12 protein-coding genes are annotated in these 14,074 nt (G+C 53.1%); 4 read left to right on the top strand and 8 right to left on the bottom strand.

Translation table 11 applies throughout. From position 1 onward, the window contains the following. Positions 1–135: 135 nt before the first annotated feature. Positions 136–738, bottom strand: a complete 603-nt coding sequence (leuD, locus tag MKX63_RS16585) for a 3-isopropylmalate dehydratase small subunit (protein ID WP_341018414.1) — start codon at positions 736–738, stop codon at positions 136–138. Between the two features lie 28 nt (positions 739–766). Then, positions 767–2,191: a 3-isopropylmalate dehydratase large subunit gene (gene leuC / locus MKX63_RS16580; RefSeq protein WP_341018413.1), complete on the bottom strand. Its 1,425-nt coding sequence runs from the start codon at positions 2,189–2,191 to the stop codon at positions 767–769. Positions 2,192–2,358: 167 nt separating this feature from the next. On the opposite strand from leuC, the gene MKX63_RS16575 reads away from it, so the two are divergent. The 4 genes from MKX63_RS16575 (at position 2,359) to proC (ending at position 7,017) form a co-directional block, all read left to right on the top strand. Beyond that, entirely contained in the window at positions 2,359–3,270 is a 912-nt protein-coding gene (locus tag MKX63_RS16575) for a LysR family transcriptional regulator (RefSeq protein ID WP_341018412.1), read from the top strand. Positions 3,271–3,710: 440 nt separating this feature from the next. Next, complete coding sequence (gene proB, locus MKX63_RS16570; protein ID WP_341018410.1) at positions 3,711–4,814, top strand: glutamate 5-kinase; 1,104 nt, start codon at positions 3,711–3,713, stop codon at positions 4,812–4,814. Between the two features lie 58 nt (positions 4,815–4,872). Further along, the gene (locus tag MKX63_RS16565; protein WP_341018407.1) at positions 4,873–6,120 is read left to right on the top strand and encodes a glutamate-5-semialdehyde dehydrogenase; all 1,248 of its coding nucleotides are present in this window, start codon (positions 4,873–4,875) and stop codon (positions 6,118–6,120) included. Positions 6,121–6,150: 30 nt separating this feature from the next. Then, positions 6,151–7,017: a pyrroline-5-carboxylate reductase gene (gene proC, locus MKX63_RS16560; RefSeq protein ID WP_341018405.1), complete on the top strand. Its 867-nt coding sequence runs from the start codon at positions 6,151–6,153 to the stop codon at positions 7,015–7,017. Between the two features lie 558 nt (positions 7,018–7,575). Here proC and MKX63_RS16555 read toward each other — a convergent pair. The 6 genes from MKX63_RS16555 to MKX63_RS16530 form a co-directional block, all read right to left on the bottom strand. After that, the gene (locus MKX63_RS16555) at positions 7,576–8,343 is read right to left on the bottom strand and encodes a DnaD domain protein (protein ID WP_341018403.1); all 768 of its coding nucleotides are present in this window, start codon (positions 8,341–8,343) and stop codon (positions 7,576–7,578) included. A gap of 24 nt (positions 8,344–8,367) precedes the next feature. Next, complete coding sequence (gene asnS, locus MKX63_RS16550) at positions 8,368–9,663, bottom strand: asparagine--tRNA ligase (RefSeq protein ID WP_076156680.1); 1,296 nt, start codon at positions 9,661–9,663, stop codon at positions 8,368–8,370. A 21-nt stretch (positions 9,664–9,684) separates the two neighbouring features. Next, complete coding sequence (locus MKX63_RS16545) at positions 9,685–10,893, bottom strand: acetate/propionate family kinase (RefSeq protein WP_341018401.1); 1,209 nt, start codon at positions 10,891–10,893, stop codon at positions 9,685–9,687. After that, positions 10,890–11,762 carry a 3-hydroxyacyl-CoA dehydrogenase family protein gene (locus MKX63_RS16540; RefSeq protein WP_173128977.1) on the bottom strand — a complete coding sequence of 291 codons (873 nt, stop codon included), beginning with the start codon at positions 11,760–11,762 and terminating at the stop codon, positions 10,890–10,892. Before MKX63_RS16540 ends, MKX63_RS16545 begins: the two co-directional genes overlap by 4 nt. A gap of 132 nt (positions 11,763–11,894) precedes the next feature. After that, the gene (locus tag MKX63_RS16535; protein ID WP_341018399.1) at positions 11,895–13,397 is read right to left on the bottom strand and encodes an AAA family ATPase; all 1,503 of its coding nucleotides are present in this window, start codon (positions 13,395–13,397) and stop codon (positions 11,895–11,897) included. Then, positions 13,390–13,932, bottom strand: a complete 543-nt coding sequence (locus MKX63_RS16530) for a hypothetical protein (RefSeq protein ID WP_341018397.1) — start codon at positions 13,930–13,932, stop codon at positions 13,390–13,392. The genes MKX63_RS16535 and MKX63_RS16530 overlap by 8 nt, the downstream gene beginning before the upstream one ends. Positions 13,933–14,074: the final 142 nt, after the last annotated feature.

Raw genomic sequence — 14,074 nt, 5'->3', positions numbered from 1 at the left:
ATCCCCAAAAGTTGCCTTCGCAGGCAATAATATCTCGATTATAGCAAAAAAACTTCTATTTCCGACACCCGGAAATAGAAGTTTTGTGTAAATACTAAGAATAAATATGCTTCAGCCGTTAACTTATCTTAGCTCTTAAGCAAAAAGCTTGGCTGCATGACGCTCTTCATAAGCGGCAATCTCATCAGCATGCTGAAGTGTCAGGCCGATATCGTCCAGCCCCTGCAGCAGGAACTGGCGGCGGTGCTCATCCAGCTCAAAGCTGATGGCAAGTCCATACTCATCACTCAGCTTGTTGTTCTCCAGATCCACTGTAAGTGTGTATCCCTCATGCTCTGCCGTGCGGCTGAACAGATCGTCTACCTGGGCTTCCGAGAGCTTAATCGGCAGAATGCCGTTCTTGAAGCAGTTGTTATAGAAGATGTCGGCGTAGGATGGTGCGATGACCACTCTGAACCCGTAATCCATGATGGCCCAGGGCGCATGCTCCCGGGAGGAGCCGCAGCCGAAATTCGCGCGGGAGATCAGCACAGAGGCTCCCTCATAACGCGGTTTGTTCATTTCGAATGCCGGATTATCATTCCCTGCTTCATCAAAACGCCATTCGTAGAATAGAAATTGTCCAAAGCCTGTGCGCTCGATCCGTTTCAGGAACTGCTTAGGGATAATCGCATCCGTATCTACATTAACCCGGTCTACCGGGGCTACAATTCCTGTTAACTTCTTGAATTCTTCCATTGCTGTATCCTCCTGCTCTCTCAATTTTCTATGAGTTGACGGCTTCCGTCTTGTAGTTCCAGTCACGCACATCCGTGAAGCGTCCCTTGATGGCTGCCGCAGCCGCCATGGCAGGAGAGACCAGATGCGTGCGTCCGCCGCGTCCCTGGCGTCCTTCGAAGTTACGGTTGGAAGTAGAGGCGCAGCGCTGTCCCGGCTGCAGAACATCCGGATTCATTGCCAGGCACATACTGCAGCCGGCTTCACGCCATTCAAAGCCCGCTTCGGTGAACACTTTGTCCAGACCTTCCTTCTCGGCCTGCATCTTCACGCGTCCGGAGCCCGGCACAACAATAGCTGTAACCTTGTCAGATACCTTATAGCCCTTGGCTACTTCAGCTGCAGCCCGCAGATCCTCAATCCGGCCGTTGGTGCAGGAGCCGATGAAGACATAATCAATTCCGATCTCGGAGATCGGCGTACCTGGAGCCAGATCCATATATTCAAGCGCCTTCTCGGCTGCTTTGCGTTCATTCTCGGTAGTGAAATCGGCAGGGTTCGGTACGGCGGAGTTGATATCCGTTCCCATACCAGGGCTAGTTCCCCAGGTAACCTGGGGGATAAGTGTCTCTACATCGAATTCGACCACAGTATCATACTGGGCGCCTTCGTCACTGACAAGGCCCTTCCAGGTTTCAACAGCGGCATCATACGCTTCACCCTGAGGTACATATTGACGTCCGCGCAGATAGTTGAAGGTTGTCTCGTCCGGTGCGATCAGGCCTGCTCTTGCTCCGCCTTCAATCGACATGTTGCAGACGGTCATGCGCTCTTCCATCGACAGCTCGCGGATAGCTTCGCCTGTATACTCGATAACATAGCCAGTTGCAAAGTCCGTTCCGTATTTGGCAATTACGCCGAGAATCATATCCTTGGCGGTCACTCCCGGATTACGTTTGCCAGTGAAGCGCACTTCCATGGTCTTGGCCTTGGACTGCTGCAGACACTGGGTAGCAAGCACATGCTCAACTTCGCTGGTGCCGATCCCGAAGGCCAGTGCACCGAAGGCTCCGTGAGTGGAGGTATGGCTGTCCCCGCAAACAATCGTCTTGCCGGGATGGGTCAAGCCAATCTCGGGACCCATGACGTGAACAACACCTTGGTCAATATCATTCAGGTCAAACAATCTTACGCCGAAATCACGGCAGTTCTGCGAGAGTGTATCAATCTGCTGCTTGGAGATTGGATCGGTAATATTGTAACGGTCCTTGGTAGGCACGTTATGATCCATTGTCGCAAAGGTAAGTCCCGGACGGCGTACCTTACGGCCGCTCAGGCGCAGTCCTTCAAACGCCTGCGGGGAAGTCACTTCATGAACCAGATGCAGATCGATGTAAATAATGCTCGGCTTGCCTTCTTCCTGATGAATAACGTGATTGTCCCAAATCTTCTCAAACATTGTCTTGTTGCCCATGAATTTCACCTCATAATAGTAGAATCGTTCCTATGAAGAGAGCGTGGAGTCTCTCTTGAATGTTCTAAATATAACATCGGTGCGTTTATAATTCCAAGATATGATTTCTATAGGGTTTATAGGTTATACTTATAAACAGATGATCTACTCATTAAAGGAGCTTATGTATGGAACTCAGACAATTGCAATACACGCTGCAGATTGCTGCAGAGCGGAATTTCTCCCGCGCGGCGGAAAAGCTGCACATCGCCCAGCCCTCGCTCAGCCAGCAGCTGTCAAAGCTGGAGAAGGAGCTTGGCGTACTCCTCTTCCAGCGTAATACCAGCTCGGTGGAGCTGACCTATGCCGGCGAGAAATTCGTTGAACAGGCCCAGGGAATCATTGATGCTGTTGAACTGCTGCGGCAGGAGATGTCCGATATCTCCCAGCTTCGCACAGGACGCGTAATGGTCGGCAGCATGCCGATCACCGGCGCACATCTGCTCCCGCATGTGCTGCCCGTGTTCAAGAGCAAATATGCCGAGGTTGAAATCACCCTGCTGGAGGACTCATCCATGAATCTGGAGAAGCTGACAGCCAGCGGCCAGACCGATCTCAGCCTGCTCTCTCTCCCGCTCGAAATTCCGACCCTGGCCTACGAGGTGCTCGGTGAGGAGAGGATCGATCTTGCCGTTCCGCCGGGACATCTGTTAGCCGGCCGTGAACCGCAGGGCATCCGTACCAGCCTGGCCGAGCTTAAGGATGAACCGTTTATCGTACTTAAGGAAGGGCAGGGCTTCCGTAAAATGACCGTGGAGTTATGCCGTGAGGCCGGATTTGAGCCGCGGATTGTTTTCGAGAGCAACAATATGGAGACCGTCCAGTCGCTGGTTGCTGCCGGAATGGGCGTTACCCTGGTGCCCCACTTTATTGCACGCGCTGCCAGAAGTGAATTCGTACCGGTCTATCTTCCGCTGGCTGAGCCGGTGCCCGGCCGGACACTGGTCATTGCCTACCGGCGCGGACGTTACTTGTCCCGTGCAGCCGAAGCTTTTATCGAGACCTTCAAGGCAACCGTGGCCGGTCTGACCGATAACTAGCCATAGCAGTCACAAGGGTGCTCCTCTCATCCGCAGGTCCTCTGCCCCACAGGAGAAACATAAATCTTGCTGTCTGCACAGCATGAAAAAATTTATCCGCGGCTCTTTGCAAACCCTGCTGCCCCATGGTATCCTAAGTGACAAATAGTGAAACGTGCTGACGGGACCAGTAAGAATGGACGTATATTCGTGTGCAGAGAGTAAATTCCTGAAGGCTGGGAGAATTTACCGCGAAGGTCCTTTCCGAATCCTACCCCTGAGCGGCCTGCCCTGCAGGACGGCTACTCCCGTTATGAGAATGAAGTCGGATGAACCCTCATCAATGAAGGTGGTACCGCGGAAGTTAATCAAGCTTTCGTCCTTTGCTAGTCTAAGGATGGGGGCTTTTTGTCATTTTCGGGCGTTACAGGCATTTTAATTCGAGAGGAAAGTGAAAGACAATGACGTCAAGAATTGTGGTCAAAATCGGCAGCAGCTCGCTCACGGGTCCCGAAGGCGGCCTCCATCGTGAGGCGGTCGCCTTCTTCGCCGCCGAGATCGCCGCGCTCCGCAAGGACGGCTGTGAAGTGCTGCTGGTCACCTCCGGGGCGGTCGCAGCGGGATTCCGGGGCATCGGCTATGCTTCCCGCCCAAGGCTGCTGCATGAGAAACAGGCGGCGGCGGCAGTAGGACAGGTTATGCTGATGCAGGCTTATCAGGAGGCCTTCGCAGGCCACGGTATACCCACTGCCCAGATTCTCCTGACCCGTACGGACTTCTGCAGCCGCCGGGCCATGAACAACGCCATGATGACGGTGGAAGAATTGCTCCGCCAAGGCGCCGTGCCCGTATTCAACGAGAACGATACCGTATCGGTGGATGAGCTGAAGTTCGGTGACAACGATACCTTATCGGCGCTGGTTGCCAATCTGTTGAAGGCCTCGCACCTGCTGGTGTTGACGGATATGGACGGCGTCTACAGCGGCGATCCCCGCAAGCATCCAGATGCTGTACGGTATGAGCACATAGAAGAGATTACGCCTGAGATCTATGCCATTGCAGGCGGTGCAGGGTCAAGCGTAGGAACCGGCGGCATGCGCTCTAAGATCGACGCGGCCAAGATTGCCACGCGGGGCGGCGTTCCGGTCTTCGTGGGCCAAGTGAAGGAGCCGGGGGATTTATCACAGGCCGCAGCCGGAACGGGCAAAGGCACTTATTTTGCCACCACCCTCTCTTCTCTGCCGGTCAAAAAGCAATGGCTGGGCTTCATGTCCACCCCGCTCGGATCACTGTATGTCGATGACGGTGCTGTTGAAGCGCTGCTCCACGGAGGACATAGTCTGCTGCCAGTAGGGGTTAAACGTATTGAGGGCAGCTTCCATTCCGGGGATGTCGTTGAGGTGCTCGGCCCGGATGGGCAGCTGCTTGGACGGGGTATCGTCAATTACGATGACACCCAGCTCCGCAGCATTCAGGGGCTTCCCAGCCGCGAGATTGTGCCCAAGCTTGGTGAAGTACACCGGCTTGAGGTTATCCACCGGGACGAATGGATCACACTTCGTTAATTTACGAAACAAATTGTATCTCCATATGCCAACATAATTTTTATTAGGAGGAATTGCCATGAGTGAAGTGGTTAACAAGACGACGCTGGCCAAAGCAACCACAGGGGTACTCGCAAGCTTGACTACCGCCCAGAAGAATGAAGCCCTGCTGGTGATGGCAGCCGCTTTGCGCGCCGAAGCTGATTACATTATTGCCGCCAACGCAGAAGACCTGGAGCGCGGACGGCTGAACGGGACACCGGAGTCGATGCTCGACCGGCTGGCCCTGGATGCTGGACGGATTGACAGCATTGCCGAAGGCTTGCAGCAGATTGCCGAACTGCCTGATCCGGTTGGAGACAATCTGGAGACGATCGAACGGCCGAACGGCCTGCACATTGAGAAGGTAAGGGTTCCGCTTGGAGTGATTGGCATTATCTATGAAGCACGCCCCAACGTCACCGTTGACGCTGCCGGACTCTGCCTTAAGACCGGCAATGCTGTGGTGCTGCGCGGCGGCTCCTCCGCCCTCTCCTCCAACCGTGCCATCGCTGAGGTGCTGCACCGCGCACTTGCGGGTACCGCCCTTCCGCCGGATGCCTTGCAGCTGATTGAAGATCCTAACCGCTCCTCCGTGGATGAAATGCTGAAGCTGAACGGACTGCTGGATGTCATTATCCCGCGCGGAGGAAGCTCCCTGATTCAGAATGTGGTTCTTAATGCCACCGTACCGGTTATTGAAACAGGGGCAGGCATATGCCATACTTATCTGGATGCGAGTGCCAATCCGGAAATGGCCCGGCGCATTAGCGTGAATGCGAAGGCCCAGCGGCCTTCGGTCTGCAATTCAATGGAGACACTGCTGGTGCACCGTGCTTACGCCCAAGAACATCTCACCGCACTTGCTGAAGCCTTCCGCGAGGCTCGTGTGGAGCTGCGCGGGTGCCAGGATACGGTTGCTCTTATTCCTTGGGCTGTGCCTGCCACACCAGAGGACTTCGCTACAGAATACAACGATTATATTCTCAATATTCGTATCGTGGACACGCTGGAACAGGCTCTTGGGCATATCGCAGAGTTCGGAACCAAGCATTCCGAATGTATTGTGACTGAAGACGCAGCGAATGCTGCACGCTTCCTGCAAGAGGTTGACGCTGCGGCAGTGTACCACAACGCATCTACCCGGTTCACGGACGGCTTTGAATTCGGCTTCGGCGCCGAGATCGGAATCAGCACCCAGAAGCTCCATGCCCGCGGGCCTATGGGACTGCCTGCACTCACTTCAAGCAAATACATGATTCACGGCTCCGGCCAAATCAGAGGTTAACTCACTCAACTTATAGGGGGACTGCCAGCCATGTGCCAGCAACCAGCAATTCCGCTCATCAATCATAATATTGTTTTTTATGGCGCAGGCTCGATGGCCGAGGCCATTGTGCGGGGATTGATCGCCCGGAATGTAGTGGAGTCGGGCCGCATTATTATGCTGAACCGCAGCAGCAGCGAACGCCTCGCTGAACTACGCAGCCGTTACGGCGTGCTCGGCTATAACGCTCCCGAGTCCAAGCTCGAGGCTCTGCGCTCTGCGCCCGTCATCGTTTTAGCCATGAAGCCCAAAGACGCTGCTGAAGCGCTCCGTTCACTGGGGCCGCTGCTGTCGCCGGATCAGCTCATCATCTCCGTGATTGCCGGGCTGACCATCCGTACGATGCAAGGCTTACTGGGTAAAACGCAGCCTGTGGTCCGCACCATGCCGAACACCTCCAGCTCCATCGGCCTCGGGGCTACCGGGATTGCCTTCTCCAAGGAGGTTGGCGAAGAGAGCCGCCGTACAGCGCTTAATATCTTCGAAGCGGTTGGCCTGACGGCAGTCATTGACGAAGAACGGATGGAGACCTTAACCGGGATCTCCGGCAGCGGACCAGCTTACATCTACTACATGATGGAAGCGATGATTGCCGCCGGCATCCGCGGAGGGCTGCCGCTGGAACAGAGCCGTGAGCTGACTGTCCAGACCGTGCTGGGCGCAGCGCGGATGGTACAACAGACCGGTGAAGAGCCTGCCGCCTTGCGCAAGAAGGTCACCTCACCGAATGGCTCTACCCAGGCCGCCATTGAAGTGCTGGAGCGCGGCGACTTCTTCGAGACTGTCATTTCCGCCGTCAACCGCTGTGCGGAACGTTCCCGCGAGATGGGCTCGGCTCTGGAGCAGGAGCTGCACTAATCTTGTTCTAGTTTTTGATATTCTTACTGCAACGTAACAGCCCGCAGTCCCTTCCATGTGAAGGGACTGCGGGCTGTGTGCTGCCAGTGGCGAAATCAAGTGTATTTATACCCCTCATTTTGCTCATTAAGCCGCTTTTGCTCAAATCAGGTGTATTTATACCCTTCATTTTGCCCATTAAGCCACTTTTACTGAAATCAGGTGTATTTATACCCCTCATTTTGCCCATTAAGCCACTTTTACTGAAATCAAGTGTATTTATACCCCTCATCTACTCATTTAGCACACTTTTCCTGATTTCAGGGATACTTTCTGCCGCTCCCCCGCCCACTTTCAGCTAACTCCCAATCCTAAGTAACAAAAGCAAGTGGTAACGGCTTTGCCGTCCTTTTAAGGACGGCACCCGTTTCAGCGAGAAATAGATAGAACAGTTATCTTGTGGAACATATAAATTCTTATATTTCAAAAAAAGTGCCCCTTAAGCCACATACATGACTTAAGAGACACCTTAAACGGCCGGGCCTTGCCCTGGACCGGCATAAATCTACCTTGCTCCGCTCATCTGCCGCCGCCCCGGAATTTCTGGGAATAGGCTTTGACATCCTGGGCATTCTTCACCCGATTGCGGGCCCATTCCAGCAGAATGCGGTCAATGTAACGGAAATGAACCTTTCCTGCAAAGACCGACTCCTTCAGTGCGAGCAGGATCAGCTCCTCGGGATATCGGTCTTCATCCACCCAGCCGGAAATAGATTCACATTCCATGGGGGATAGCGGACGCCCGAATTCCTTCTCGAAAATGCTGAACAGACTGCGTCCATCCTCTGACTCCTTGGCACCCGGCACAGCCGGGCGGCCATAGCCGCCGTCCGGTGCATTAGCCCCGGAGTGATGAGCCACTGCCCGGGCCCCCGGCTCCCGTCCGCTCTGGCTGGGCTTCTCCTGGACAGACTCCCGTGAGAGTTCAGCCAGATAAGCTCCGAGCTTCGCGTATAGGCCGGAGAAGTTGTAGCGCTCATAATGAATGTCCCTCAACTCGTCGTTATCTCCGTCGATGCTGATGAACCCTTCCTTCATAAGCTTCTGCAGCTCTCCGGCAATCACCGGAATACTGCGCCCGGTTACTGCCTGCAGCTCCTCCAGGGAAGGGAAGTCTATTCCCTCCACCTGTCTGAAGGAGAGCAGATGAATCAGCAGCATGGACTCGCTGCCGCTCAGATTCAGCTTCCGGTAATATTTCAGGAGTGCATAAGGAATGACGGCCATTCCGTTCTCCAGGCCGAAGGCTACGCCCTCGCCCCAGGTATTCCAACCTTTTCCGTCCATACTTAAGCCCCCTTTCCCTATTCTTTAAGGGTAAAGACGGTACAGTGTACGAGGGAAGGCAATGGTCTCACGGACATGGTCCAGACCGCAGATCCAGGCTACGGTACGCTCCAGCCCCAGACCGAAGCCGGAGTGTGGAACTGTGCCATAGGTGCGCAGATCCATATACCATTTGTAGGTATCCATCGACAGGTTATGTTCCTTAAAGCGGGCTTCCAGCAGTGCCGGATCGTCAATACGCTGTGATCCGCCAATGATCTCCCCGTAGCCTTCAGGAGCGATCATATCCGCGCACAGCACCACTTCAGGACGATCAGGATGCGGCTTCATATAGAAAGCCTTAAAGGAAGCCGGGTAGTGGGTAATGAAGACCGGTCTGTCGCTCATCTCGGCAATCGCCGTTTCATGAGGAGCCCCGAAATCATCGCCCCAGGCAATTTCATAGCCTTTTTCGTTCAGGAACTTAATCGCATCGTCATAGCTGATACGCGGGAATGGTGCTTTGATGTTCTCAAGCTTCGAGACATCGCGCCCCACCGCTTCCAGCTCAGCACGGCAATTTGTAAGCACGGACTGCACGACGAAGCTGATGAAATCCTCCTGCACGCACAGGCTCTCTTCATGATCGGTGAAGGCCATTTCCGGCTCAATCATCCAGAACTCGATCAAGTGGCGGCGGGTCTTGGATTTCTCTGCACGGAAGGTAGGCCCAAACGAATAGACGCGTCCCAGAGCCATGGCTGCTGCTTCCATATACAGCTGTCCGCTTTGGGTAAGATAGGCGTCCTCTTCGAAGTACTTGGTGTGGAACAGGTTGGTCGTGCCTTCTGCAGACGTTGGTGTCAGAATCGGCGGGTCCACCTTCGTGAAGCCGCGCTCATTGAAGAACTGTTGAACCGCGCGGATAATCTCCGCACGAATAACCATTACCGCCCGCTGCTTGGAGGAACGCAGCCAGAGGTGACGGTGATCCATCAGGAAGTCGACGCCATGCTCCTTAGGTGTAATTGGATAATTCTCGGTAAGATGCAGAACTTCAATGCCCGTAACCGTCAGCTCGTAGCCCGACTGGCTGCGGGGCTCCTCACGGATGATTCCTGTCACATACAGAGAGCTCTCCTGGGTGAGGCTCTTGGCATCATCCCAGACCTGCTCAGGGACTTCTGATTTCACCACAACCCCCTGGATATAACCGGTACCGTCGCGAAGCTGCAGGAACTGAATTTTACCGCTGGAGCGTTTGTTGTTGACCCAACATCCGATGACAACAGTCTCTCCGACATGCTCATTCACGTTCTTGATTACACTCTTGTTAGCCATGCCTGTAATCTCTCCTCTAATTTAGCCGTTAATTCCTTGCACAATACGATAGGTATCGCGTGCAATCACCAGCTCTTCGTTCGTTGGAACCACAAGTACCTGTACCTTGGAGCTTGCAGTAGAGATACGGCGCGGATCGCCCGAACGAACCTTGTTGGCTTCCTCGTCCAGCTCAATACCCAGGTAGGACAGGTTGCGCAGGACCTTCTCGCGAAGCAATGATGCATTCTCCCCTACACCGGCAGTGAAGACGATAATATCTGCACCGTTAAGTGCTGCGGTGTAAGCCCCGATGTATTTGCGGAGACGGTATTCGTACATTTCGAAGGCCAGCGAAGCATTCGGCTCGCCCTTCTCGTATCCTTCGATAATTTCCCGCATGTCGCTGCTGATCCCGGAGATCGCCAGCATACCGCTGTGCTTATTAAGCATAGAGTTGACTTCACCATGAGTCAATTCTTCCTTGTTCATGACGTAAGGAACAATTGCAGGGTCAATGTCACCGCTGCGTGTACCCATCATCAGACCTTCGAGCGGAGTCATCCCCATGGAAGTATCTACAGAGATACCGCCGTCTACAGCCGTCAGGCTGGCACCGTTACCGATGTGGCAGGTAATGATCTTCAGCTCTTCCAGCGGACGTCCGACAAACTCAGCCGCAGCCTTGCTTACATAATCATGGGAAGTCCCGTGGAAGCCGTAACGGCGGATCTTGTATTTGCTGTACAGTACTCTAGGAATAGCGTACAAATATGCTTTTTCAGGCATCGTGGAATGGAAGGCTGTGTCGAAAATAACAGTCTGCGGCACACCCGGCATATTGCTCTCGGCAGCCAGAATACCAAGCAGCGCAGCAGGGTTATGCAGCGGAGCCAGGTCGAACAGACGGCGGATCTCGGTCTTGGCTTCCGTAGTAACAAGCGCGGATTCTTTAAAGCTCTCTCCTCCGTGTACTACGCGGTGGCCTACAGCATTAATCTCGTTAATGGATGCAATGACGCCGTGTTCCTTGTCTGTCAGATTCGCCAGAACCTTGCGGATCGCTGTAGTGTGTTCCAGAATTTCGCTAACCTCTGTCACTTCCTGTTTGCCGGTTGGTTTGTGGGTCAGAATGGAGGAATCCATGCCGATACGCTCAACCAGACCTTTGGCAAGTACGGATTCATCCGTCATGTCATAGAGCTGATATTTCAAAGAAGAACTGCCTGCGTTAATTACTAATACTTTCATACCCGGTCACCATCCTTGTCATACTTGAAGAAGCCTTCGCCCGATTTCGTACCCAGTTGTCCTGCACGTACCATCTTCTTGAGAATTGTCGAAGGACGGTACTTGAGCTCGCCGTATTCACGGAACATGTTCTCAAGTGCGGCAAGAACGGAATCCAGACCGAAGCGGTCTGCCATTTCAAGCGGCCCGTTCTGGAACTGGTAACCGATGCGCATAGCATCATCAATATCTTCAGGAGAGGCAACCCCTTCCTGGAGCACATGCATAGCCTCGTTAATGAACAGGCAAATGAGGCGCGAAGATACAAATCCGGGGGATTCGTAGATCATAACGCCTTTTTTCTCAACAATCTCATCGACAAAGGCTTTGGTATCTTCAAATGTGCTGTCCGAGGTTTTAAGACCGCGCACGATTTCAACCAGATCCACCTTACCTACAGGGTGTATGAAGTGCATGCCGATAACGCGTTCCGGATACATTGTAGAGCTTGCAAGCTCAGTCAAGCTAAGCGTTGACGTATTGCTGGCAAGAATAATGTGGCTCGGACACACCTGATCGAGCTGATTGAATACCTTTTGCTTCGCTTCCAGATCTTCAACGATAGTCTCAATGACCATATCGCAGGAGCTCAGTTCAGCGAAGTGTGTAACCTTCTGGATGCGGGCCAGGATCAGCTTTTTCTCCGCCTGGGTAATCGCCCATTTCTCCAGCTGCTTGTCGAGACTGGTCTCGATCATTTCGTAGGAGTAGTTCAATCTTTCTGCCGTCTTCTCCACCAGCATGACATCCAGGCCTTTGGCTGCCAGCATTTCGGCAATCCCTTGTCCCATTGTGCCTCCGCCGATGACACCGATCTTCTTAAAATTCATGTAAAAGTCTCCATCCTTTCAGGTATCTATACTTCTGTATTGTACCTTGTCTGTCGAAAAAAATAAGTAGCCCGACATATAATGATATCTTAGCATGTCTGAAAAGTAAAAAAAAATAACCGGCATAAAGAATTATGCCGGTAAAAGGACACTGTCACGAAATTGACAACGAAATTGCTCTCCGGAGAGAACTTCTTCCTTCATTAAAATGTCAAGGGAGTAATCAAATATATTTCTCTGCTTCTCCAGCAGGTCATTCGTGCGGATCATCAGCTCGTCCAGTATTTTACTGTTTTCCTTCATTAATTCTTCAGTGGTAACCATTTGTAGATTCGCAATCCCGAGCGAGGTGAGCCCTGACTTCATCATAGTCTCGACGATATTCAGCGCCTGATCGAAGTCTCCACGGGAACCGGTACTGCGTCCGCCGTAATACATCTCTTCGGCAGCCGCTCCGCCCAGGGCAATCATGATCTGGTTCTCCAGATAATCCTTCGTGTACAGATACTGCTCAGTCTGCGGATTATGCCGGACATAGCCCAGAGCCTGACCCCGCGGGGTCAGTGTTACCTGGCTTACGCTTCCGGGGCGCAGCAGCTCAGCCATAATAGCATGTCCAAGCTCATGGATCGCTACCCGCTTCTTCTCTTCATGGTTGGTCTCACGGTCCGTCTTCTCGCCCATCATGACCTTGTCAATCGCCATCGACAGATGACGCTGCTCCACCAGGGTCAGATTCTCGCGCATCATGTAGATCGCGGCTTCGTTCATCACGCTCTCCAGCTGTGCACCCGAGAAGCCGTAAGCTTCTTCGGCGATTTTATCCAGATTCACGGTGTCATGCAGCGGCTTGTTCTTGGCATGCAGGTCGAGAATCGACTTGCGGCCCTTCTTATCAGGCATATCGACCTGAATATGGCGGTCAAAACGGCCCGGACGCAGCAGAGCAGAATCAAGCATCTCCTTGCGGTTCGTTGCGGCTACCAGCAGGATACGCGGGGTATCATTGTTGTAAATCCCGTCCATCTCCGTCAGCAGCTGATTGAGCGTCTGATCATATTCACGCTGCTGTCCGCCTTCGCGCTTCCCGCCGATAACGTCAATTTCATCGATGAAAATAATGGCGCTTTGCTTATTCTCCTTGAGCGCCCGCGTGCGGGCATCCTTGAACAAATCGCGTACACGTCCCGCACCCACACCGACATACATCTCAACGAATTCACTGCCTGAGGCAGCTACGAATACGGAGTTAGTATAATGCGCCGCAGCCTTGGCCATCAGCGTCTTTCCTGTTCCCGGAGGCCCGGTAAGCAGAATTCCCTTGAGCGGACGAATCCCGAATTTGCTGATTTCCTCATGCCGGATCAGAAAGTCCAGCGCTTCACGCAGCTCCTGCTTGGCATTGTCCTGTCCGCCGATCTCTTCAAAGGTCAGCTTGGAGGGGCCGTTCTTCTTGCGCTTCTTATCTGCACCTGCATTGACGGCCAGACCGCCGCGGGCATGGGCAATGAACAGGAGCGCGGCAACCATACCCAGCGCAATAATGACAGGGAAGATATTAATCCCCACAAAAGCCATAAAAATCAGCATGACCGGAACGAATCCGGCTACAACCTCTTTCCAGTACTTAGGCATTGTTCCACACTCCCATCTTGGCTGCTGCACGCGGCAGAATGATGAATTTGCTCTCTGTGCCGTTGCTCAGGCTTACATACACATTGTTGTCGTCAATCTCTGTGGCGGCTGTAACCCCGCTGTACTTGCTGTCCTGCTCCTTCAGTCCATCCAGCTTCGCTGGTATCAATGTATACTTCCGGCTCTCCATCGCTTCTGCTACAGAGAACATCGCTTTATCCCAATACTCATCCAGCAGCTCACTCGGCTTCTGTTCCACATCCAGCTTCAAGGTCCGGCCGTCAATGGCGGTGCTGCCTTCTCTCGATACATACTGCACCAGCTCACGTAATTTCGTGCCCGGCTGCAAATCCAGTTTCAAAGTGACCTCATTGCGTTTAATAGTAATATGGGAATCCTTCACTCCCTCGTAGGATGATACCAGCTTCTGCAGCGGCTCCTGCACCGCGAATTGACGGTAAGAATACCAGCCACCAAACAATAATGCAGCAGACAGCAGAGACGTTAGCAGCACAGGCATAAGACGCAGTTTCAAGAAACGTCCTCCTCTCAATAATGACCGAGCATAACTCTATAATAAAGACCATCCAGCGTGTCTAGCGCCCATCCGAGACTGACATGCTCTTAAGCATGTCTTAATACAAGTAGTAGTATATCACAGGTGTATATACGATTTT

The organism is Paenibacillus sp. FSL R7-0179 (genome assembly GCF_038002265.1).
Taxonomy (GTDB): Bacteria; Bacillota; Bacilli; order Paenibacillales; family Paenibacillaceae; genus Paenibacillus_AQ.
This window is presented reverse-complemented; position numbering and strand designations above follow the sequence as displayed.

Bases quoted from the DNA above. Each gene is read 5' to 3' on its own strand.
- leuD (WP_341018414.1), bottom strand. From the start codon at position 738: ATGGAAGAATTCAAGAAGTTAACAGGAATTGTAGCCCCGGTAGACCGG.
- leuC (WP_341018413.1), bottom strand. From the start codon at position 2,191: ATGGGCAACAAGACAATGTTTGAGAAGATTTGGGACAATCACGTTATT.
- MKX63_RS16575 (WP_341018412.1), top strand. From the start codon at position 2,359: ATGGAACTCAGACAATTGCAATACACGCTGCAGATTGCTGCAGAGCGG.
- proB (WP_341018410.1), top strand. From the start codon at position 3,711: ATGACGTCAAGAATTGTGGTCAAAATCGGCAGCAGCTCGCTCACGGGT.
- MKX63_RS16565 (WP_341018407.1), top strand. From the start codon at position 4,873: ATGAGTGAAGTGGTTAACAAGACGACGCTGGCCAAAGCAACCACAGGG.
- proC (WP_341018405.1), top strand. From the start codon at position 6,151: ATGTGCCAGCAACCAGCAATTCCGCTCATCAATCATAATATTGTTTTT.
- MKX63_RS16555 (WP_341018403.1), bottom strand. From the start codon at position 8,343: ATGGACGGAAAAGGTTGGAATACCTGGGGCGAGGGCGTAGCCTTCGGC.
- asnS (WP_076156680.1), bottom strand. From the start codon at position 9,663: ATGGCTAACAAGAGTGTAATCAAGAACGTGAATGAGCATGTCGGAGAG.
- MKX63_RS16545 (WP_341018401.1), bottom strand. From the start codon at position 10,893: ATGAAAGTATTAGTAATTAACGCAGGCAGTTCTTCTTTGAAATATCAG.
- MKX63_RS16540 (WP_173128977.1), bottom strand. From the start codon at position 11,762: ATGAATTTTAAGAAGATCGGTGTCATCGGCGGAGGCACAATGGGACAA.
- MKX63_RS16535 (WP_341018399.1), bottom strand. From the start codon at position 13,397: ATGCCTAAGTACTGGAAAGAGGTTGTAGCCGGATTCGTTCCGGTCATG.